The sequence below is a fragment of the Paraburkholderia aspalathi genome, from assembly GCF_900116445.1.
In the GTDB taxonomy this organism is placed as follows: Bacteria; Pseudomonadota; Gammaproteobacteria; order Burkholderiales; family Burkholderiaceae; genus Paraburkholderia; species Paraburkholderia aspalathi.
Window position 1 is genome coordinate 144,903 of sequence record NZ_FPBH01000008.1, and the last position, 21,626, is coordinate 166,528.

Annotated in this window: 24 protein-coding genes; 17 read left to right on the forward strand and 7 right to left on the reverse strand. The window is 60.7% G+C overall.

Features of this window, described 5'->3' with window-relative positions; genetic code table 11:
- Positions 1-36 precede the first annotated feature (36 nt).
- Together BM438_RS15100 and BM438_RS15105 are read left to right on the forward strand one after the other, a co-directional pair.
- Entirely contained in the window at positions 37-684 is a 648-nt protein-coding gene (locus BM438_RS15100; protein ID WP_244179371.1) for a TetR/AcrR family transcriptional regulator, read from the forward strand.
- Between the two features lie 117 nt (positions 685-801).
- A complete protein-coding gene (locus BM438_RS15105) occupies positions 802-1,206 on the forward strand; it encodes a VOC family protein (protein WP_093635138.1) in 405 nt (134 codons plus the stop codon).
- A gap of 53 nt (positions 1,207-1,259) precedes the next feature.
- Here the strand turns inward: BM438_RS15105 and BM438_RS45510 are convergent, their stop codons facing one another.
- Together BM438_RS45510 and BM438_RS15110 are read right to left on the reverse strand one after the other, a co-directional pair.
- Positions 1,260-1,418, reverse strand: a complete 159-nt coding sequence (locus BM438_RS45510) for a hypothetical protein (RefSeq protein WP_167378395.1) — start codon at positions 1,416-1,418, stop codon at positions 1,260-1,262.
- 40 nt (positions 1,419-1,458) lie between these two features.
- Complete coding sequence (locus tag BM438_RS15110; protein ID WP_054034863.1) at positions 1,459-1,665, reverse strand: hypothetical protein; 207 nt, start codon at positions 1,663-1,665, stop codon at positions 1,459-1,461.
- Positions 1,666-2,080: 415 nt separating this feature from the next.
- Between BM438_RS15110 and BM438_RS15115 the strand changes: the two genes are divergently transcribed.
- From BM438_RS15115 to BM438_RS15155, 9 genes are all read left to right on the forward strand, one after another.
- Positions 2,081-3,331, forward strand: a complete 1,251-nt coding sequence (locus tag BM438_RS15115) for a metal-dependent hydrolase family protein (RefSeq protein ID WP_093635033.1) — start codon at positions 2,081-2,083, stop codon at positions 3,329-3,331.
- A 50-nt stretch (positions 3,332-3,381) separates the two neighbouring features.
- Positions 3,382-4,752 (forward strand): MFS transporter, encoded by a 1,371-nt coding sequence (locus BM438_RS15120; protein ID WP_093635034.1) that lies wholly within the window; start codon positions 3,382-3,384, stop codon positions 4,750-4,752.
- 270 nt (positions 4,753-5,022) lie between these two features.
- Positions 5,023-5,421 carry an RcnB family protein gene (locus BM438_RS15125; protein WP_093635035.1) on the forward strand — a complete coding sequence of 133 codons (399 nt, stop codon included), beginning with the start codon at positions 5,023-5,025 and terminating at the stop codon, positions 5,419-5,421.
- Positions 5,422-5,589: 168 nt separating this feature from the next.
- A complete protein-coding gene (locus tag BM438_RS15130; RefSeq protein ID WP_093635036.1) occupies positions 5,590-6,324 on the forward strand; it encodes a FadR/GntR family transcriptional regulator in 735 nt (244 codons plus the stop codon).
- A gap of 500 nt (positions 6,325-6,824) precedes the next feature.
- Positions 6,825-7,865, forward strand: coding sequence for a sugar ABC transporter substrate-binding protein (locus BM438_RS15135; RefSeq protein ID WP_211700927.1), 1,041 nt, complete (start codon positions 6,825-6,827; stop codon positions 7,863-7,865).
- An 8-nt stretch (positions 7,866-7,873) separates the two neighbouring features.
- Positions 7,874-8,860, forward strand: a complete 987-nt coding sequence (locus BM438_RS15140; RefSeq protein WP_244179372.1) for an ABC transporter permease — start codon at positions 7,874-7,876, stop codon at positions 8,858-8,860.
- Positions 8,860-9,630, forward strand: coding sequence for an ATP-binding cassette domain-containing protein (locus BM438_RS15145; RefSeq protein WP_093635039.1), 771 nt, complete (start codon positions 8,860-8,862; stop codon positions 9,628-9,630). The genes BM438_RS15140 and BM438_RS15145 overlap by 1 nt, the downstream gene beginning before the upstream one ends.
- 334 nt (positions 9,631-9,964) lie before the next feature.
- Positions 9,965-11,044 carry a serine hydrolase domain-containing protein gene (locus BM438_RS15150; protein ID WP_244179373.1) on the forward strand — a complete coding sequence of 360 codons (1,080 nt, stop codon included), beginning with the start codon at positions 9,965-9,967 and terminating at the stop codon, positions 11,042-11,044.
- A gap of 214 nt (positions 11,045-11,258) precedes the next feature.
- On the forward strand, positions 11,259-12,203 hold the full coding sequence (locus BM438_RS15155) for a cupin domain-containing protein (protein ID WP_093635041.1): 945 nt from the start codon (positions 11,259-11,261) through the stop codon (positions 12,201-12,203).
- Here the strand turns inward: BM438_RS15155 and BM438_RS15160 are convergent.
- A complete protein-coding gene (locus BM438_RS15160; RefSeq protein WP_093635042.1) occupies positions 12,200-13,153 on the reverse strand; it encodes a LysR family transcriptional regulator in 954 nt (317 codons plus the stop codon). The genes BM438_RS15155 and BM438_RS15160 overlap by 4 nt on opposite strands.
- 328 nt (positions 13,154-13,481) lie before the next feature.
- Here BM438_RS15160 and BM438_RS15165 point away from each other — a divergent pair, with 328 nt between their 5' ends.
- Complete coding sequence (locus BM438_RS15165; RefSeq protein WP_093635139.1) at positions 13,482-13,799, forward strand: DUF4148 domain-containing protein; 318 nt, start codon at positions 13,482-13,484, stop codon at positions 13,797-13,799.
- Between the two features lie 359 nt (positions 13,800-14,158).
- Entirely contained in the window at positions 14,159-15,280 is a 1,122-nt protein-coding gene (locus BM438_RS15170; protein WP_093635043.1) for a YncE family protein, read from the forward strand.
- 50 nt (positions 15,281-15,330) lie between these two features.
- Here the strand turns inward: BM438_RS15170 and BM438_RS15175 are convergent, their stop codons facing one another.
- The 4 genes from BM438_RS15175 to BM438_RS15190 form a co-directional block, all read right to left on the reverse strand.
- Entirely contained in the window at positions 15,331-15,588 is a 258-nt protein-coding gene (locus tag BM438_RS15175) for a hypothetical protein (RefSeq protein ID WP_093635044.1), read from the reverse strand.
- Positions 15,585-16,001, reverse strand: coding sequence for a VOC family protein (locus tag BM438_RS15180; protein WP_093635045.1), 417 nt, complete (start codon positions 15,999-16,001; stop codon positions 15,585-15,587). Before BM438_RS15180 ends, BM438_RS15175 begins: the two co-directional genes overlap by 4 nt.
- A gap of 20 nt (positions 16,002-16,021) precedes the next feature.
- Positions 16,022-16,540 carry a helix-turn-helix domain-containing protein gene (locus tag BM438_RS15185; RefSeq protein WP_093635046.1) on the reverse strand — a complete coding sequence of 173 codons (519 nt, stop codon included), beginning with the start codon at positions 16,538-16,540 and terminating at the stop codon, positions 16,022-16,024.
- 104 nt (positions 16,541-16,644) lie between these two features.
- Positions 16,645-17,529, reverse strand: a complete 885-nt coding sequence (locus BM438_RS15190; RefSeq protein WP_093635047.1) for a LysR substrate-binding domain-containing protein — start codon at positions 17,527-17,529, stop codon at positions 16,645-16,647.
- 167 nt (positions 17,530-17,696) lie between these two features.
- Here BM438_RS15190 and BM438_RS15195 point away from each other — a divergent pair, with 167 nt between their 5' ends.
- From BM438_RS15195 to BM438_RS15210, 4 genes are read left to right on the forward strand one after another with little or no spacing between them, the layout of a single operon-like run.
- Positions 17,697-18,548: an ABC transporter permease gene (locus tag BM438_RS15195; protein WP_093635048.1), complete on the forward strand. Its 852-nt coding sequence runs from the start codon at positions 17,697-17,699 to the stop codon at positions 18,546-18,548.
- A 4-nt stretch (positions 18,549-18,552) separates the two neighbouring features.
- The gene (locus BM438_RS15200; protein ID WP_093635049.1) at positions 18,553-19,599 is read left to right on the forward strand and encodes an ABC transporter ATP-binding protein; all 1,047 of its coding nucleotides are present in this window, start codon (positions 18,553-18,555) and stop codon (positions 19,597-19,599) included.
- Between the two features lie 30 nt (positions 19,600-19,629).
- Positions 19,630-20,730 (forward strand): extracellular solute-binding protein, encoded by a 1,101-nt coding sequence (locus tag BM438_RS15205; RefSeq protein ID WP_093635050.1) that lies wholly within the window; start codon positions 19,630-19,632, stop codon positions 20,728-20,730.
- A gap of 10 nt (positions 20,731-20,740) precedes the next feature.
- On the forward strand, positions 20,741-21,571 hold the full coding sequence (locus BM438_RS15210; protein ID WP_167378396.1) for an ABC transporter permease: 831 nt from the start codon (positions 20,741-20,743) through the stop codon (positions 21,569-21,571).
- Positions 21,572-21,626 lie beyond the last annotated feature (55 nt).

Sequence of the window (21,626 nt, forward strand, 5' to 3'; positions counted from 1 at the left end):
CCGCGCAGAGCGCCCAGCCAGCCCCGTTCAGAACGCATGGTCGCCACCTTGCTCGAAGCGGCTGCACAGGTGCTTGAAACGAAGGGACTCGAAGGGTTCAATACGAACGCGGTCGCGGAACGCGCTGGCGTCAGCATTGGTTCGCTGTATCAATACTTTCCGAGTAAGGATGCGTTGACGATCGCGCTGATGCAGCGTGAAAGCGAACGCTTCTATCGCGATGCGCTGGTTGCTCTCGATCACCCGAGCGGACCGATCGCGCTCACGCATCTGATCGGCGTCTCAGTTCGGCAGCAGTTCGCGAGGCCTACGCTTGCACGGCTACTCGACGTCGAGGAGAGCAGGCCGCAACTGCGCATGGCGCTGGCCAGCACCGGATCGGTGCGCAGCGTGCTATTGGAGATCCTCGTGCGTGACGGTTTGCCACCGCAAGACGACGTGGCTGTCGCCGCGAGCGATCTGATGGCGATCGTCCGTGGACTCGTCGATGCCGCCGGCGAGCGCGAGGAAACGGACACGACTGGACTCACTCGCCGCGTGACGGCCGCCGTATTGGGCTATCTGACGATGATGTCGAGTGCGGGACGCAATGGCGATTCGCCTGCCGAAGACACACCGCAATCCGTGAGCAAACGCGAGCAAGCTGTACGCAAGTCGGCGGCACGCGGGCTGAAACGCCCGTAGGACGGGGCTGAGCGGCTGTCGATGTGAAGGCGGTGACGCGAGTATTGAACGCGAGCTTTTACTCGTAACATTCTCCGTATGGAACGCAACGAGCGATCCAACTCAACGGAGATCGACATGACTCATATCACCACCACCATGAAGCTCAACCACGTGAGCTTCCCCTCGTCCGATGTGAGCGCCACCGCTACTTTCTTCGAGGCTCATCTAGGCTGTACCGTCGCCGGGCGCGGCGCGAGCTGGCTTCTGAAACGTCCTGGATTCGATATCGTGATCGATGACGCCGCTGATCATCCGGTCGCGTGGCCGCATAACTTTCACATCGGCTTTGAACTGGCGACCCTCGACGATGTTCGCACGCTCTATGACGAGATGCTTGCAGCAGACGTCGTGATGAAAACCGGCGTGTTCAAGCATGAACGCGGCTCGCGATTTTTCTGTGAAGTACCGGGCGGCGTTCTCGTCGAAATCAATACCCGTTCAGATGCCGACGAGAAGTATCGAGGCACTTTCGACCTCTAACATTCTGCGCAACAGGACTGCAGACATTTTTCGTTAGCGACTTGCGCTTGCCATCAGCGCCTGTCGCGCATCACTTCCCAGCAATCGCGATGGTCCATCCGGCTAAGTTTGCGCCGTCGCGTCATTTCGCGCCAATAGTGAACGGCGACCAGCAGCACGGCGGCGCTCAACCCACACAGCCCCACAACGATTCCTGTCCACGATTCGGCCACGGAACACTCCTTGACTGTGAAACAGATCAAGCGATACGTGTCATTCGTCGTTCAGGATGCGAGCGGCAGCCTTCAGAAACATCTGTCCGTCGTGAGTAATGAGAGGGCGCTGTTGCCCGGAAGGGAGGTTCTCCAGCGTGACGAGCTGACGGTCCAGAAGCGCTTCCAGATCGGCACCGTCCAGACTCAGCCAATCCGGTGCATCCTTGAGCAGCATGAGGGTCGCGAATTCATGCGGACTGAGCATCTCCGTCTCCTGGCCAATCCTGCTTTGCTGGGAACCTGATCCGTTGGCCTCGCTACGCGAGCAGGATCGATTCGGGATGGCTACTGCAGGCTGTCACCTTGCGTTCGGGTGACATGTCGCGCGCCATGGCACTCATCTTAATGCTGAGTTGTCCAATAGATCAATATTTGGGAAAAAATTTTTCGGGATTTTTACGCTACCTTCGTGAAACCGTCGCGGCGCAGCATGACCCGTTGAGCGGCAATTGCGTGCCGCTTCGCACAACGTGTTCGTTAGCGCACAGACGTGATGCGTGTCACACTGATTCCGGTGAATATTCTGGCAGCGCTTCCATATGCTTCCACACGCCCGCCTGCATACCCGAGGTGAGTTCCGGACGCCGGGCGCTGCGATCGAAACCTGAAGGAGACAACCGTTGACCACCTTCCTCCTACGTAACGGCGCACTGCTCGACCCTACCCATCCTGATCTTTTAGAAGGCTTCGAAGTCCTCATCGAGGATGGTTTCGTCCGCGAGGTTTCCGACAAGCCGATAAAGAGCGGCAGTGCGCGCGTGATTGACGTCAAAGGCAAAACGATCATGCCGGGTTTGATCGATCTGCATGTGCATGTCGTCGCGATCGAGTTCAACCTGCCGCGCGTGGCGACACTACCCAACGTGCTGGTGACGCTGCGCGCCGTGCCGATCATGCGTGCGATGCTGCGCCGCGGCTTCACCACCGTGCGCGACGCAGGGGGTGCCGGGTATCCATTCAAGCAGGCGGTCGAGTCAGGGCTGATCGAAGGCCCGCGCCTCTTCGTGTCCGGCCGCGCGTTAAGCCAGACCGGTGGCCACGCCGATCCGCGCGCCCGCTCTGACTACATGCCGCCCGATTCACCCTGCGGATGCTGCGTGCGTGTGGGTGCGCTGGGCCGCGTGGCGGACGGCGTCGATGAAGTGCGCCGGGCCGTGCGCGAGGAACTGCAGATGGGCGCCGACCAGATCAAGATCATGGCGTCGGGCGGCGTTGCTTCACCGACCGATCCTGTCGGCGCATTCGGTTACTCCGAAGACGAGATCCGCGCGATCGTAGCGGAAGCTCAGGGGCGCGGCACCTATGTGCTCGCTCACGCCTATACGGCTGCGGCGATCGCGCGCGCAGTGCGCTGTGGCGTGCGCACGATCGAACACGGCAATCTGATTGACGATGAGACGGCCCGCCTCGTTGCGGAGCATGGCGCGTATGTTGTGCCAACCCTTGTTACTTACGACGCCCTTGCAAGCGAAGGCGAGAAGTATGGCTTGCCGCCGGAAAGTATCGCCAAGGTCGCGGACGTACACGGCGCCGGCATGCACTCGATTGAAATCATGAAGCGCGCCGGGGTCAAGATGGGCTTCGGTACGGATTTGCTCGGGGAGGCACAGCGTCTGCAAAGCGATGAATTCCGGATCCTGGCCGAGGTTCTCTCTCCAGCCGAGGTGATCGCAAGCGCGACCCTGGTTGGCGCGGAAGTGCTGGGCATGCAGGACAAGCTCGGCAGAATCATGCCGGGTGCCCATGCCGATGTGCTGGTGGTCGACGGCAATCCTCTGAAGTCCGTCGATTGCCTGTTGGGCCAAGGTGAGCACATTCCTCTCGTGATGAAGGATGGCCGGCTCTTCGTCAACGAACTCGAAAGATATTGACCGTAGTACGCTCGTCCGCGGTGCCCCACAGTCCCTATCGGAGCCTGTTCATGACGATGATTTCCGCCCGCATCGAGCGCTTGCCGTTTTCAGCTTTTCACCGCCGTCTGCTATTGATGGGCGGCCTCGGCTACACCTTCGATGCGATGGACGCCGCCGTGCTCGCTTTCCTGCTGCCCGTGTTGCGCACGCAATGGGGGCTGACGAGCGTACAGACGGGCGTACTGGGAAGCGGCACGTTCATCGGCTATTTCGTCGGCGCGATGCTGGCGGGCATGCTCGGCGATGTCATCGGCCGGCGCAAGGTCATGATGTATGCGCTTGTGATTTACTGCGTCGCGTCGCTAGCCAGTGCATTCGCGAACGACTGGGGATTTTTTCTCGCGACGCGGATCGTCGCCGGCTTGGGGACGGGCGCGGAGAGCGCCATCGTCGCGCCGTTTCTCTCCGAGTTCGTCGCGCGGCGGTATCGCGGGAGTTTCACGGGCAGCCTCGCAGGGTTTTTCTCCTTCGGCTTCGTGGCGGCTGCACTGCTCGGCTATCTGGTGATCCCGCTCGCGCCCAATGCATGGCGCGCCGTGATGGTCATCACCGCGCTGCCCATTCTGATGCTGCTGTGGTGGCGCCGTGCGTTGCCCGAGTCGCCACGCTGGCTCGAGGCGCGTGACCGGCATGCGGAAGCCGATGCGATCGTGTCGAGGATGGAGGCGGAGGTCACTCAAGCGGGCATACAATTGGAGCCGCTGTCTCCGGTGCGCGACGGAACCGTTCCGCTCGCAGCCGGACGAGCCTCGATCGTCGCGAACGTCAAGGCGTTGTGGGCGACGAAGCTCGCGCGCATCACAGCCATGACGTGGCTGATGTGGCTATCCATCACGTTTAGCTACTACGCTTTTTTCACGTGGATTCCCGGCTTGCTGGTTCAGAACGGGATGACGATCACGCGGAGTTTTTCGTATTCGCTCGTGATTTACCTTGCCCAGATCCCGGGATATTTTTCAGGCGCGTGGCTTAACGAGAAGATCGGCCGGCAGGCGACGATCGCGTCATACATGATCTTGGGCGGCGTATCGGCGCTTGGGCTTGCGTTGACGGGTACGGATGCCGGCATCATGGTGTCGGGAATCCTGCTGTCGTTCTTCATGAACGGCACCTATGCGGGCGTTTACGCCTATACGCCCGAGGTGTTTCCCACCGACGTGCGCGCAACGGGCACCGGGCTCGCTTCGTCAGTGGGCCGGCTGGGCGCGATTGCTGCGCCTATCCTCGTTGGGTACGTCTATCCGAAACTGGGCTTTGGCGGAGTGTTCGGCGCGACAACGCTGGTGCTGCTGACGGGTGCGATGGCCGTGCTACTCATGGGAGTGCCGACACGCGGAAGATCGCTCGAGGACATTGCAGCGGGGCAAATCGAACAGTAAGGAAAGTAAACTTCAGAGCCAACTCGGCTAGCGCCGTCAGCACACGTTCCGATGACGCCACTGTGTCACGCAACGCGAATCCGTGAAGCCACCAGGCGCGGTTTTGGCGAACAGGCATTCTTATGACATTATCTGCCAGCGCGGACGTGGTGAGCGTTGATGAGCGAACTACGTCGCGTAGCCATGTAATTGACACGCAGCAGGCGTTTCACGGCAGACAGAGCTTCGAGCGCCACGCTGTTATCGCGTCATTCTCTCAGAGGCAAAGCCATGAAGTTGACAATCGCCGCACCACTTTTAATCATTTCGTTACTCGGCACGTCCACAGCCGTCTTTGCGCAGCAGCATGACGACAATCACGGCCACGGCCAGCCTTCGCACGACCGACCGAATCCGGGTCACGGGGACCAGCATGGACATGGCCGCGGCCCTGCGCCGCACGATGCGTCTTTAGGAGGGCCGGGCGGTCCCGTTCCTCACAACGACTGGCACAAGGGTGAGCGGCTTCCGACGGAGTATCGCGACCGTAATTACGTTGTCGACAACTGGCACGAACACGGCCTGCAAGCGCCGCCGCGCGGGTATCAATGGGTCGGCGTGAACGGGGACTATGTACTCGCCGCCATCGCGACGGGTGTCATTGCCAATGTCCTGCTAGCCGGGCACTAGCCAATCGAGCTGGACTCGATTAGCGCCAAATGTCGCGTGCTATGCTTGGACCGGCAAGTATCTCCACGCTACCCAGCTCTATCCGTGTCGACGACGAGGTAAGTGCCATTCAGAACGCCGCACCGGTCGGCGCAAAAACTGAGCCGGACACGACCGCGATCGTTGACCATGGACTATCGTCATCTGCAGCAGCGCAAGAGCCTGCATGGCCGCATCGTGCAGGAGCTCGGCATGGATATCGTCGGCGGCAAGCTGCAGCCGGGCCAGCGCTTGCCTGCAGAGGCCGACCTGTGTGAGCGGTACGGCGTTAGCCGCCCCGTGCTGCGCGAGGCCACCCGTGTGCTCGTGGCGAAAGGGCTGGTCGTGTCGAAAACGCGTGTAGGCAGTGTTGTGAAGCCTCGCGCGGAATGGCACATGCTTGACCCCGATGTCCTGTTCTGGACGATCAACAGTGTTCCGGAAGGCGAATTCTTCAGCTCACTCCTGACCGTACGCCGCGTGATCGAACCCGCGGCAGCGGCGCTCGCCGCCACGGCTGCAACTAGCGACGATCTTGCGCGTATTGCATCGGCTTACGATCAGATGGAGCGCGCCGAAACCGCAAGCGCGCTACTGGATCCCGACCTCGAGTTTCACCGCGCCATCATGGCGGCTACTCACAACGACCTGCTGGCCTATATCGGCAACATGCTCTCGCTTGCCCTGACGGAATCGATCAAGCTGACGAGTCGTCATCCCGACACGCACGCGCTTTCGTTGCCGCGGCACAAGGCGATTCTTACTGCAATCCAGAGTCGTGACCCGTTGGGCGCGCGACATGCAAGTCTGGTCCAGCTCGACAATGCGCGCGTAGACGCCGAGCGCGTTCTGGAAACCGGCAGCCAGTTTCAAACAGAACCCTGATACGAACGGGTCGGCTGAGCCCAACCATTGAGCGAAGCGCTTCGTTCTTCCTGTCTCTTTCCTTCCAGATGCTAACTGGATAGTAATACTATTAAAGTGGCCTATCGTTCAGATCATTTCGACAACGCACGACCTGTGGCTGGCGAGTGAGGCCCATCCTGTCATTGTGTTGCGCAGCACGGCGGGACGCGAATACAGAGCACTGCGCTGCACCGCAAAAATTTAATTAGTCCGACTAGTTAAGGGTATACATCGATTAGTAGGCAATAGGGCGTGATATAGCATTTTCTGGAGGGTAGTCATGCGTACGCGCGTGCACGTGGGTTTCATGAAAGGAATGATTCCCGGCTCCGGTGCTGTTCTTGCCGGGGCTTTTCCTGCTTGCGCCGTCATGGACATTGAAGTGTTCAACAACTGAGAGACGGGAGACTGAGATGGCGCAAGCGAAGGAAGACAAAGACCAAACGGACCAAAGAAACCAAAAGGACGAAGTGCAAGGCATGCGTCGCGGCTTGCTGCAGGGCGCGGGCCTGTCCGCAGCATTGGCGCTGATGGGTGGAATGATCACACCGGCGCAGGCGGCTGAAGCCGGATCGTTCCCAGCGCACAAACGGTGGAAGATCGTATTCGTCAACCACGTCACAACGAATCCGTTCTTCGTTCCCACGCAATACGGCATTCAGGATGCGACCGCGTTGCTGGGCATGGACTATCAATGGACCGGCTCGGCCAATGCCGACATCGGCGAAATGGTGAACGCGGTCAACGCCGCGATTGCCGGCAAAGCTGACGCGATCGCCGTACCGATCGTCGATCCCAAAGCGTTCGACAAGCCCATCCAGGCCGCGCTCGACGCCGGCATTCCCGTGTTCGCCTACAACGCTGACGCGCCCTCGGGTTCGACGAATCCGCGCCTTGCCTATATCGGTCAGGATCTTTATCTGTCCGGCTACCAGATGGGCGAGCGAATTGTCAGCCTCATCGACAGCGGCCTCGTCGCGCTCTTTATCGCCACGCCCGGCCAGCTCAACATTCAGCCCCGGCTTGACGGCGCAGCGGCCGCCATCAAGAAATCGGGCAAGAAGATCGACGTGCAGACCATCGCAACCGGTGCGACCGTCAACGAAGAACTATCGAAGATCAAGTCCTTCTTTCTCGGCCACCAGGATCTCAAAGGCATGTTTGCCGTGGATGCGGGCAGCACCCAAGGCGTTGCCGAGGTGATGAAAGAATCCAATTTGCCCGCCAAAGGTGTGCACGGCGGGGGCTTTGATCTGTTGCCGCGCACGGTCGATCTGATCCACGAAGGATTCCTGGACTTCACGATCGACCAGCAACCCTATGTACAGGGTTTTTATACGGTGCTGGAGGCCTTCATCTTTCTTTCATCCGGCGGGCTCGTTGGGCCGGCCAATATCAACACCGGTCTGAAATTCGTCACCAAGGGCACCGTCGATCCTTACCTGACCACTTCGACGCGCTATGAAGGCAAAAGCACGAAGGCCCAGATCGTGCCACGCACAGGCGCGATCAAAGGGTGAGCTCTGCCGTGCCGAATCAACCCCCCGCTAAACGCCCGAGGCGCTGGTCAAGCGCGCTCGGACGTTCCAGCGAAATTCGCATCCTTGCCGTCGCACTCATCCTTTGCATCTACTTCGAGACAGTCAACCATGACTTCCTGCTGACCGGCGCGAGTCTGCAGAATCTCTCGCAGTTCATCGCCCCGGTGGCGATCATTGCCTTTGGTGAAATCATGCTGATGATCGGGGGAGAGATCGATCTTTCCGCCGGGATGGTTTTTGCGTTTGCGCCTTTCATCATGCATTTTTCTCTCGAGGCAGGTTTGCCGGCATGGCTTGCGATGTTCACCGGCGTTATTGCGGCGGGCCTCGTCGGGCTCATTAACGGCGCGGTGACGGTCTATCTGCGCATCCCATCTTTTGTGACGACGCTCGGTACGTTGTTCTTCGTGAACGGCCTCACGCTGACGATCTCGCGAGGTACACCGGTTTCGCCACCGGAGGATTCAGTATTTGCGGCGGTCATGGGGGGATGGGGATACAGCGAGATCATCTGGACGCTGGCCATTGCCGCGGTCATGCACGTGCTGCTTCGTCATACACGCTGGGGTTTGCATACGATCGCGTCGGGCGCGAATCCGCTGGGCGCGAGCGAAGCAGGGATACAGGTCAGGCGGCTGAAGCTCGGCAACTTTATTCTTGCCGCGTTACTGGCCGGTTTGACCGGGATTCTGGAGGGTTTTCGCATCACGTCGATCGATCCACAAGCGGGCGGAAATCAGATCATGTTTCTTGCCGTTGCCGCCGCCGTGATTGGCGGCACGCCGCTCGCCGGTGGATCGGGCACGATCATCGGTGGGTTGATCGGTGCGGCGGTGCTTGGCATTCTCAACGACGGCTTCACGCTGATCGGCATCAACGCCTTCACCTTCAACATGATTCTCGGCGCGGCGATCCTCGGGGCCATGATCTTCAACATCCACGTGGTTCGTCTCGCGCGCAAAGGGGAGTTGTGATGGCCGAGGTGCTGGAGGCGCTGCGCGGTGAGGATATTGTCAAACGTTTCGGCGCGGTCACCGCGCTCGACGGCGTGTCGCTGACGCTAAGACAAGGAGAGATCCTTGGCGTGCTGGGTGACAACGGGGCGGGCAAATCGACCTTGATCAAGATTCTGACCGGGTTTCATCAGCAGACCAGCGGCAAGCTTTTTGTAGGTGGCGAGGAGACCATGCTTCGCTCGGTCGATCACGCCCGTTCACTCGGCATTGAATGCGTCTACCAGGATTTGGCGCTCGCCAATTCGCTGAGCATTTATCACAACATGTTTTTGAATCGGGAGATCATACGTCGAGGCCCGTTTCGTCTCTTGAACAATCGCGCCATGCGTGCCCGTGCTGCGGAGTGTCTTGAAGAAATCGGCGTGCACGTGCCTTCGGTCGACCTGCCGGTCGAGCAGCTTTCCGGAGGACAGCGACAGGCTATCGCAGTTGCGCGTGCGGTCAATTCGAATGCCAGGATATTGCTGCTCGACGAGCCGCTCGCCGCGATGGGCGCCCGCGAGGCCGGACTGATCATCGACCTGATCCTTCGACTCAAGAATAAAGGTGGCCTGTCCATCATCATGATTATGCACAACTACGCGCAGACACTCGACATCGCGGACCGCGTGATGCTGATGCAGCGCGGACGTGTCACTTACCAGCGGGAAGCAGCCAGCACATCCGTCGAGGAACTAATGGATATCGTGCGACGCGAATATCGGGCAATGCGGGCAGCGACAAACTGACATCGCGCGGTACGTTGCCGATCGGTGTTTCCTCACCTACTTGATAGTCACCAGCAACTGTCGCCGGTCTCTAACGTGCGACATTGAATCTCTTCGTGTGTGCGAAGGGGTCTTACCCACGTGCGTCCCACTTCGTAATATTCAGCAAGATTGTGCTGATCTCCTTGCCAACGGAAAATCGGTAGTTCCGTCGTTTAAAAGCGGAGTGGACGAAATGATTCTTTGATAGCGTTCCAAGCCGCAGCGATACGTGGCCCCAAAGGGCTCGTGGAGTTAATCCTGAAACGTTCTGCGTTCGGATGGCAACAATGTGCGTTGGCTACAGGAGATAAGTTTGAAAGTTACCCGCAGGGCCTTCCTTGCACTTGCCATAGCCGACCTGCTGGCGCAGAGCCCTATCTCTTTCGCGGGCCAGTCATTCGACGCGATAGATTGGCCGGGAGCAGAGTGGGACCGCATCACGCCCGAGCAGGCAGGATGGTCGGTCGATGCGCTCGCGCAGGCCCATGCCTATGCTCAATCGATCGGCACAGCGACGCTCGTCATCGTGCATCGCGGCCGCATGCTTGACAGCTTGGGTGACATTGCTCGCAAGCTACAGGTCAATTCAGTACGTAAAAGCCTTCTCAGTGCGCTGATTGGCATCGCCGTGGCGGAGAAAAAAATCGATCTCGACGCAAGCCTGGCAAGCCTGAATATCGACGACACGCCTCCCGGTCTGACCGATGTAGAGAAAGAAGCAACGGTTCGGCAGTTACTCCAGGCGCGTTCCGGCGTATATCATCCGGCGCTTTACGAAACAGTTGGGGAGAAGCGACTGCGGCCTGCTCGCGGTAGTCATCCTCCCGGCACGTTCTGGTATTACAACAACTGGGATTTCAATGTCCTCGGTGCGATTTATGAACGTGCGGTCGGGGCATCGATTTTCGAGAGCTTCCGGCAGCGCATTGCGAGTCCGATCGGGATGCAGGATTATCGTCCGCAGGATGGGCATTACGTCCGTGGACCGGAGTCCATGTATCCGGCCTATCTGTTCCACCTGAGTGCGCGCGACCTGGCTCGTTTCGGCTTGCTATACCTTCGGTCCGGCCAATGGAACAACGAGGCTATTGTTCCCGCGAGCTGGGTCAGCGAAAGTACCCGGGCCCGGTCGGAGAATCACCTTCATTCCGGATATGGCTATCTCTGGTGGACCGGATTGGCCGATCGACGCACTGCGGTGATGGATCTGCCACCCGGTGGTTTCTGGGCCGATGGTCACGGTGGCCAGTTCGTGGTGGTCGATCCCGTGAACGACATTGTCGTCGTCCATCAGACCGACGGGCGGAAGGTCACTGAACGGCAAATGGGCCATTTGATGTGGTTGATTTATACGGCCGCCCGCGTTAGCGATCCCGGGGCCGACCCTGTTTAGGCAAGAAGGTAACGATCGTATCGCCCGCCATCTCGAACAACCAGCTACTGCTCCAAAGCGTACGCACGGTATGCCCCTTTGCGCAAAAGTGATTTCGATTTCCGGCACTTCTGAGGCCAGCGGCCCGCACCTATAGTCAGGTCAGCTTTCGGACGCTAACCCCAACTTCATGAGGGGACCCGGACGAAATCCGCCTAACCCAAAGGAGCAGACCATGTTGACCAGGACGTCCCCGGCGCTTCTCGCCGAACCCGCTACTGCAACCTTGGACGCGCAATACTTCGAGTACACGTCGTCCGCCAATCCGATCGGCGCGAAGCTCATCTCGCGCGTGCCTTTCCGCAATTTCCCGCCTTCGCTGTACGCGGATGGCGCAACGCGAGTTGTGCCGCTCGACCTCTCCGCGGAGTTGGGTTGCCCCGGCCCCGCGACCGGCCCTGGTTTGAGCGCCAATTTTCTGCGCATCAACGCAGGTGACGCATTGACGCTTGCCCCGAACGCGACCTCGCAGGTCTGCTACGTCATTAGCGGGACCGGCAGCGTGACGCAGGCCGAAACAAGCTTCCCATTCGCGCAGGGCGATTTCTTCACGCTGCCAGGCGGCGATGCTGCCGTGCTTTCCGCCGCAGCGACGGCCACGCTCTATTACGTCAACGACGCGCCGTTGCTCACCTATCTCGGCACGACCGGCGTCCGCGCGCGCTTTGCGCCGACGCTCTACCCGGCCGCCCAGGCGCAGGCGGAATTGCGCAGGGTTTCGGAAGAGGCCAATGCGGGCCGCCGCAACCGCATCAGCGTGCTGATGGGCAACGCCAATTTCCCGCAGACGCGAACGGTCACGCATGTGTTGTGGGCCATGTTCGGCATTGTGCCGCCCAACTCGATCCAGAAGCCGCACCGTCACCAGTCGATTGCACTCGACTTTATCGCCGGGGGCCAGCCAGGTGTCTATACGCTGGTGGGTACCGAACTGGACGAGAACGGCAATATCGTGAATCCGACCCGCGTCGATTGGGAAGCCGGGATGGCGTTTGTTACGCCGCCGGGATACTGGCATGCGCATTTCAATGAAACGAACGAAAACGCTTATGTGATCCCGATCCAGGATGCCGGCTTGCAGACCTGGCTGCGCACGCTCGACATTCGCTTCGCCCGTTAAGCCTTAAGCGCCAACGCGAGTCCGTCGTCCCAGTACGGCGGCTCGCCAAACATCTCGGCGTAGAAATCCACGAACGCGCGCACTTTCGACGAGACGATTTTCTTCGGCGGGTAGACCGCCCAGACTGCGGGTTCGGCTCGCCCCGTGCGTGCTTCCCATTCAGGCAGCACGTGCAGCAGGTGCCCTTCGCGCAGGGCTGTAGACGCGAGCCAAGTCGGCAGAAGAGCCAGGCCGCAGCCGGCCACAGCGAGTTCCAGTACGGCTTCGGAGTCGTCTGCGCGCAAGCGCCCTTGCAATTCCACCAGCACCTGTTCCGGCGACGCCTGTGCATCCACGACGCGGGTGAAAGACCATTTGTCGTCCGGCAGCAGGGGCAAGCGAAGCGTATCGTGCGCGGCCAGATCTTCAGGGACACGAGGCATCCCGCCGCGCTTGAAATACGCCGGGCTGCCGCAGACGATACGACGATGCGGCGCAATGCGTTTAGCCATTAACGAAGAGTCGGGCAACACGCCGATACGGATTGCCACGTCAATGCCGGCTTCGATCATGTTGAGCGTTTCATCGGTCGACACGATATCGAGGTCAATGTCGGGGTAGCGCGTCATGAACGCCGGCAGATGCGGCACGATATGCCGGCGTCCGAATGCCGAGGGCATCGTGACGCGCAGCACGCCTTGCGGTGTGAGATTCAACGATGACGTAACCTGGCGTGCGTCGTCGAGCGCCTGCAGGGCAATCATGGCGTGTTCGCGAAACAGTCTGCCGCCTTCGGTCAGAACGAGCCCTCGCGTCGACCGGTTGAAGAGGGCAATGCCCAGATCCTTTTCGAGCTCGCTGACGTAGCGCGAGACGGTCGAGGTCTTGACTGCCATTTCATGGGCCGTCTTGCTGAAGCTCTGCAGTTCGGCTGCGTTAATGAAGGCCCGTACCGCGGCAAAATAATCCATGGCTATATTTCCCGCATGAAACAACGGACGAGTTGTGACAAGTAAAAAATTCACCCTCAAAAAATGCCAGGCGACTGACTGTCAACGATCGACGTGCATGTGTCGCTGTGAGTGTCGAAGGATAACCCCTTAATCTTCACTCTTGCAGCGAGAAACGGGGGCTGCTGAAGCGAACATGACACCAATGTAATGTGAGCGTCAGCGTGCATCCATCTTCACCGTACAGAATAAGGAGCACTCACTCACGTTTCTACGAGGTGGTGAGATCGGAGGCTTCAGTCACAGTGGCGTGAAGCTGACCAAACTCAAGTTCGGGAGATATTTCATCATGAAGACCCTTATCTATGCAGCGTTGATTGCCGGCGTATTCGCCGCTCCAGTTGCCTCTTTCGCGCAGGACGCTACGGCTCCGCTAACACGGGCCGACGTACGCGCGGATCTGATTCGCGTAGAACAGGCCGGCTACCGCCCGGCCGCCAAAGACGTGCACTACCCAGACGATATTCAGGCAGCAGAGGCGCGTGTTCAAACGCAGAATGTCGCGGCGCAGGGGAGCACGGATGTAGGCGGAACGTCGGATGGCTCATCGCAGGCGGGTGCGCCGACGGCAACCGTAAATACTCACTCGATCTATTTCGGTCACTGAAGTTCGCGGACCTCACAAGCCATCGTTGATTACCTCTTTCGGCGTATTGAGTGAATCGCCGTCTGAAAATACCAACATCGGCGAGATGAGCAAGCGCCATGGAATGTTTCAGATCCATTACAGGTATGGCGTTCACTGAATGCAGACCATAAATAAGTTTTACTTTCCGATTTTCCACTGCGCCGCCATTGTGTGAGCCATACAGCCGCATCGATGGGGAATGTTGTTATCTGTTCAGATGGACATTTCTTAAGATTCCTTAAGAAATGGTTCATCGATCGAAAGCGGTGGAAAAGTCAAATACTCAGGCCAGTCCGTAGACCAGCGGTCAAGCCAATAAACGGAAAGGAGACGAATTGATGGAAAAGCGCCTGATGGCCGTGATATTGCTCGCTGCGGCCGCATTGGCCGGCTGTGGCGGTGGGGATAACGTCAGCGGACCGACATCGCCAAAGCTACTGACGAATATCGCCGTGCCCAATGCTTCGAGCCCGCCATTCAGTTTCGACATCGGCTACGTCGAGGCCGGCAAGTACTTTCTTGCTGACCGCAACAACAAAGCAGTCGATGTCGTAGACACCAAATCGAACACGTTGATCGCCCAGATCCCGGGTCCATTCATCGGTGCCGGCGCCACGACAAACGAGTCCGGTCCGGACGGAATTGTAGGTATCACCGGCACGAACACGATCTATGCCGGCGACGTCGATTCAGTCAAGGTGATCGATACGGCTGCGCAAAAGACGGTCAACACCATCACCATCAGTAATTCCGGACAGCGCGTCGACGAGGGTTGCTACGATCCTGACGATCATCTCGTGATGTACGCGAGTCCTGGAGACTCACCGCCGTTCGTCACGTTCATTTCCACGCTGACACAAACGGTGCTGGTCAAGCTGCCTTTCAACGGTTCGTCGGGGCTGGAAGCATGCACATATGATTCTGCCTCGAAGAGCTTTTTGATTAACAACGACGGGACCGCTGCCAATCCCGAGGGCGAACTCGATGTCATCACGGCCAGCTCGGCGGTGGCGGGAAGTCCTGCTGTCAGCAAGTCGTTTCCGTTGGGGAAATGCGGACCGACGGGCATCGTGCTTGGTCCGAATAACGACGTGCTCATTGGATGCGATCCACCCGCCGGCGATCCGCTCATCACGCTGATCCTCGATCGCACGAGTGGCGCAATTCAGGCCAGCCTGCCATTTGGCGGGGTGGACCAGGTCGGTTACGATCCGGCGTCCAACCGCTATTTCCTGCCGGCCCGGCACTACGTGACGAGCGGGATTGCCGCCGCCTCAGGGTTTAGTCCGCAGATGGGCGTAATCGATGGTGCATCACGGCAGTTGTTCTTTAAGATTGCGGTGGGCACAGGCGCGCATTCTGTCGCCATCGACAGTTCGCTTGGGCAAGTGTATGTGCCGTTCCAGCCCGGCGCGGCAGGCTTCCCCAACGGCGGCATTTCAGTGTTCTCGACCCACTAGACTTATCACCAACGCCCAGGCAGGCTCAGCTCGCACGATAGGGCCGTTCTTCAGGCGAGCGGCGCCTCCTGGTCTCCAACAGAGCGCTGCGGGCTACGAAGGCTGCGGTCGCGGCTGAAGTACGGCAAAGCAAACAGGTAGAGCCCCGAGAGCAACAGAAGGGCCAGCGGCAGCAGCGGCGCGTAGGTGATCCAGGGCGGCGGGAGACCGCTTCCCCGGGCCATGGCGACAAAGTTGGCGATAACCGTCAGCGTGAAGGCGATGGATATCCACCGGTGGGACCGACGAATCCAGGCGCTGGTATTCATTTCGTGCTCCTCGGCGCCTGGATCATCTTCCAGCCATTGCCGGCAGGGTCGCGGAAACCGGCATCGACGCTGCCGAAGCGGTCTATCGGCTCCTGCGTGAATTCCACGCCGCGGGCTTTCAGCTGGGTGTAGCTGGCGCGACAGTCGTCCACTGAGAGAACCAGGGGCGGCATGGCTCCCTTGGCGACCATGGCGCGCAAGGTTTGCGCAGTAGCGTCGTCGTGGATGGGTGGCCCGGGTGTGAACAGGCCGAGCTGGAACGAGGGCTGATCCGGATGCTGGACCGTGAGCCAGCGGTAGGGACCGTTGCGCACGTCCGTGTGGACGCGGAATCCGAGCTTGTCGACGTAGAACGTGAGCGCTTCGTCCTGGTTATCGACGTACAAGCCCACGACATTTACACCTTGGTTCATGGCACCTCCCTGGTTGATGGTCAGAATGTATCTTTGGCCATGCGGCGGCGCTTCTCCAAAACTGCGATGTTGAGGTCGGGGCGTTGCGCGGCCTTGAGGACGCAGGCGGGCACACGGTCGAGCAGAGGCATGTTGGCCCGAGCCTCGAGGCGCAGGGCGCTGGGGCTTTGACCGGTGATGTCACGGAAGATGCGGCCGAAAGTGCCGAGGCTCTCCCAGCCGGTGGCGAAGGCAATTTCCGTGATGCCGAGCTCGGTGTCGCGCAGGAGGGTGGTGGCCTGCTCGATGCGCCGCGTCAGCAGGTAGCGGTGCGGTGGGAGGCCGAAGGCCCGCTTGAAGGAGCGCGCGAAATGGGCCTCGGAGACGCCGCTGACCTCGGCGAGGCGCTTGACGGGCCAGGCCTCGTGCGCGGCGGCGTCCATGCGGTCCTTGGCGCGTAGCAGGCGGCGCAGCAGGGCCGGGTCTTGCAACGCGTCGGCGCCAACCGGTGTGGCGCACGAGGCAAGCGGCTGGGCGTGATGGTCTTCGCGACGGGGCATGAGGTCCGAGGGGGCCGAAGGTATCCGGCTAGTTTAGGCTCAACACGGGTACCCGCAAAGCGGCGCACTGGCGCCCGCCGATGTGTGTCTTGGCGTATCGACTCTCAGACCTTGGACAACATCCATTCCCGGAACCGCTTCAACCCCGGTTGTGTTTTCATGCGCCCCGGGAAATAGCAGAGATAGTGTCCATGATCGACGTCGATCGGGGCCGTCAGCGGCTCGACAAGCGTGCCAGCGGCGAGATTGTCGCGCACGAGAAAGGCTGGGATGAGCGCTAGTCCCAGACCGGCCTGAGCTGCCTGGATCAGCACGGAGTATTGCTCGAAGCGCGGGCCCGCAAGCACATGCATGTCGCGCACATCGTAGAACTCGGCCCATTGACTCCATACCTGTTCAGCCTGGCTGTGCAGCAGTCGGGGCACGCGCGCGGCATCCTGCAACCGGCGCAACGCATACTTTTGCTGACATTCAGGCGCGCAGACCAACAGAAAAGTACGCCCGTCGATGTAATCGCATTGGACGCCCTCCCAACTTCCATCGCCATAGCGGATAGCCGCGTCCAGATCCAACGGAAACGGATCGCCGTGCGCCAGGTGCCGGCTGAAGCTGATCGTGAGTCCCGGGGTGCTTGAAAGGAATTCCGGTAGCCGGGGAATCAGCCATTTGGTCGTGAACGTCGGCACGCTCGCGATCGTCAGCACGTCGCTCTGCCCGGCGGCGCTCATGAGTTCGAGCGACGCGTTGCCCAGGTCTCGCAACGGGGTGGCCACGCGCGCGAGGTAAAGGCCGCCCGCCCGGGTGAGCGCAAGATTGCGGCCGTCCCGAATGAAAAGCTGCACACCGAATGAATCTTCCAGGCTGGCGATCTGCCGGCTGACTGCGCTCGGCGTCAGTCCCAGTTCGCGCGCTGCTCTCGAGAAGTTCAGATGCTTGGCGGAGCTCGTGAAGGCGAGTAATTCGGTGAGGTTCGGGTAAAGGTGTTTCATCGTTCTGGCGTCGAAGTATTCCGGATGCGCACAGCGCAATGCGTGTTTTGTACGTTTTTTTCATGACGACGCCATGTCGCATCCGCACACTTGCAAGCAAATCGAAATCTTGCGCCCCGTCCTGTCAGGGCGCGCGGGTTTCCATCCGTTTCACTAGGAAAGCTTGCATGCAAACGCCTGCCGCACCGGTCATCCAGCCCCATGTTCCCGCTCGTCACAGCAGCGGGCGCTTTGCGTCGATCCAGCGCGTCGTCTTTCAGGCCGTAGTGGTGCTCTTCGCGATCTATATGCTGCTGCCGATCGCTCTGCTGCTGATCGGCGCGTTCGGTGAAACGTGGACCAACACAATGCTGCCGACCGGCGTCACCGGACACTGGTTCGCCGACCTTGCCGCCAACGCGAGTTTCCGCCGTGCTTTCGGCGTGAGCCTGATGGTCGCCCTGGCCTGCTGTTGCGCGACTGCCGTGATCGGTTTGCCGCTCGCGTATGCGCTGCACTACCACTCGCTCTCCGGGCGCGGCATGACCGCGCGGCTGGTCGCGTTGCTGCCGGTCGGGGTGCCGGCGCTCACGCTGGGCTTCGGTTACATCGCCATCTTCAGCGGCGACACGCTGCCATGGCTCGGATCGTTGTCGTTGCTGATTGCTGCCCATACGGTGCTGACTTTGCCGTACCTCACGCAAACACTGCTTAGCGACTTGCGCCACCTCGACATCGCGCGCCTCGAAGCCTGCGCTGCGACGCTCGGCGCCACGCCGCTGCGGCAGTTCTTCACGATCGTTTTGCCCAACCTCCGGCAGAGCCTGTTCTCGGGACTCGTCATGGTGGCCGCACTGTCGATCGGAGAATTTCAGGTGTCCAACCTGATCGCCGGTTTTCGCTACCGGAACTATCCGGTCGTGTTGCTGCAGGCGTTTTACGGCGCGACCGGCATGGCGTGTGCCGCCACCGTGGTGCTGCTTTGCCTAGCGGTGATCGCGACCCTGGTATCGATCAACACTGTCCGACGACTGAAGTAAAACGATGAGCCTCCATTTCGACAACGTGAGCTTTACTTATCCCGGCGCGCAACACGGTATCGAAGCCGTCACGCTGTCGGTCACGCCGGGCGAACTGGTCGCGGTGATGGGCCGCAGCGGTTCCGGCAAGTCGACAATCCTGCGCTTGACCGCGGGTCTGCTGGACGGCTATCGAGGACGCATCGCGATCGACGGGCGCGATGTGGCGGGCGTTCCGGTGTGGCGCCGCGAGGTCGGCATGGTGTTCCAGCAATACGCGCTTTTCCCGCATCTGAACGTGCTGGACAACGTGGCCTACGGGCTGCGGATGCGCGGCATCGATGCTGCGAAACGCCGGGCTCGCGCGCTCGACATGCTCGAACGGGTCGGTCTTGGCGAACACGCCGCGCGGCGTACGACCTTGCTGTCGGGCGGCCAACAGCAGCGTGTCGCGCTGGCTCGCGCGCTGGCGTTCGAACCGAAGGTGCTGCTGCTCGACGAACCGCTTGCCGCGCTCGACGCAGGCATCCGCCAGCAGCTGCGCGACGAGATTCGCACGCTGCAGCGCGCATGCGGCGCCACCACCTTGCTGGTCACGCACGATCAGGACGAAGCGTTGAGTCTTGCGGACCGCGTGGCCGTGGTCGACGGCGGGCGTGTCTTGCAGGTGGATACGCCCGAGCGTCTCTACGAGCAACCGGTATCGACGCAGGTCGCACGCTTCGTCGGTCATTCGAGCGTGATGCCGGGGCGCGTGATTGCGAACGGCACGGTCGACGTTTCCTTTGCGCTGCTGTCCGCCGATACCCGTGCTTTCCGTCCCGGCGACCAGGTCGAGGTGCTGCTTCGTCCCGAGCACGTGCAGCCCGATCCGCCAGCGGACGCTGTCAACCGGCTCGCCGGCCGCCGCGCCGAGGTGCGCTACTTCGGCGCGACGTGCCGCTACGACTTCGTTCCGGATTCCACGCAGAAGCCGCTTCTGTGCGAAGGGCGCCGTCTTGCCGAACACTCTATCGCGATCGACCCCGAGCACCTGCGCGTACTGCCCGCGCAGACCAGTCAATTTTGCTAATTCACCTTCCTTGTTTGACGGAGAACCAGAATGTTTGCAGGGCTTAGTCTTTTGTCGCGAGTCCGCCGCATCGCCACAGTTGTTTGTGCGTTGTCGGCACTGACTGCCGCGTCTGGCGCTCATGCCGCGCCGGCCGCACCGCTTTACCCCGGAGAAGAAGCGTTGTACGCGAAGGCGGCGGATGAAGGGCTCGTCGTGTCGTTCGACACCGGTCCCGAATGGGCCAACTGGAAGGCGCTGTTCGCCGAGTTCAGAAAGCGCTATCCGAAGGTCGAGATTACGTACAACGACATCGGCTCGGCGGCGACCGTGGTGGCGCTCGACAAGTCGCGGCGGCGTCCGCAGGCCGACACTGCGTACTACTTTGCAGCCTCCGCGCTGGACGCCGTCAACAAGGACGTGGTGGCGCCGTTCAAGCCGCTCAATTTCGACAAACTGCCGCCGGTGTTTCGCGAGCGCGACGGCCGCTGGTTCACGGTCCATTCGTTGAACATTGCCCTGCTGGTCAACCGGAAACTGATCAAGGACGTCCCGCAAGGTTGGGCCGATCTGCTCAAGCCTGAGTACCGTAACTCGGTGGTCTATCTGGATCCGCGTTCGACCGGCCAGGGGCAGGTCGCGGTCTTTGCTGCGGCTTATGCGTTCGGCGGTAGCGTCGACAATCCGAAGCCGGGTGCCGACTTTTTCGGCAAGTTGCGCGAAGCGGGCAACGTGATGCGTGTCGAAGGCACCACTCCCTACGCGAAGTTCGTCAAGGGCGAGATTCCGATCCTGATCGGCTACGAAAACGACGGCCTCAAGGCGAAGTACGCCGACGGTATGGGCGACGCCGTCGAAGTCGTGATCCCGAAGGAAGCCACGGTGTCCGCACCGTACGCCATGAGTCTCGTGAAGGACGGCCCGAATCAGAATGCGGCGCGTCTGTGGTTGAACCTCGTCATGAGCGACGTCGGCCAGGCGCTGTTCGCGCAAGGGTATGTGCGTCCCGCTGTGCCTGACGTGCAACTCTCCGCGGACATCCGCGCGAAGATGCCCGACGTGCCGCAGATGCATCCGCTCGACGTAGTCAAAGCCGCCGCGAAGAAAGCGGAAGTCGACCAGTTGTGGGCGCAGGCAGCGCTCGCGAAATAAGGTGCGGCAGATGGGGACTTCCTCGATGAACGAAGGGCTCGCGCGGCGCTTCGGCGCGGTTCCGGCGGGCCTCCTTCTCGCCCTGTTCTTTGCGCTGCCGCTCGGCGCATTGCTGGTCTCAGCGGCTGAGGGGAACGGCGCGGCCTTCGTGCGCCTCGCCCATGATCCGCTGGTGGTCAGTGCGCTCGGTCACTCGCTCGCGCTGGCGTTCGCTGCCGGCACCGTGTCGCTGGCGGTGGGGCTGCCGCTTGCGATGGTGCTGGCCGGACAGCCGCCGCAGCGGCGCGGCTGGTTGCTCGCGTTGCTCGGCGTGCCGTTGGCGTTTTCCGGTCTGGTGATTGCGTACGGCTTCATTCTTGCCTTCGGCCGCGCCGGTTTCGTGACGAGCATCGTCGCTCGACTCGGCGCCGACCCGGCCGCGGTCGGAGCGCTGATCTATACGAGCGCGGGACTGGTTGCGGCTTACGCGTACTACCTGATTCCACGCGTAGCGCTGATGCTTTATCCGGCGATCGCCAACCTGGACCGCCGTCCGATCGAAGCCGCGCTGACACTGGGCGCATCACCGCTGCGGGCGCTCTTCGACGTGGCGTTGCGGGAACTGTGGCCTTCGATCGCCGCGGCCTGGTGCCTCGTTACGTCGATTGCACTGGGAACCTACGGTACTGCACTCGCGCTCGCCGGGACGCAGATCAACATCCTGCCGCTACTGATGTACCTGAAACTTTCAGACGGACAGACGGATTTCCCGCAGGCAGCCGCGCTTTCGCTGGTGTTGATGGCGGTTTGTACGTGCGTTCTGGCACTAGGAGAATGCCTTGCACGGCAACGACGATACTGAATGGTCCAACGCAGCGTATCTGGCGCTGCAGAGATTGGCGGTTCACCAGACGGGG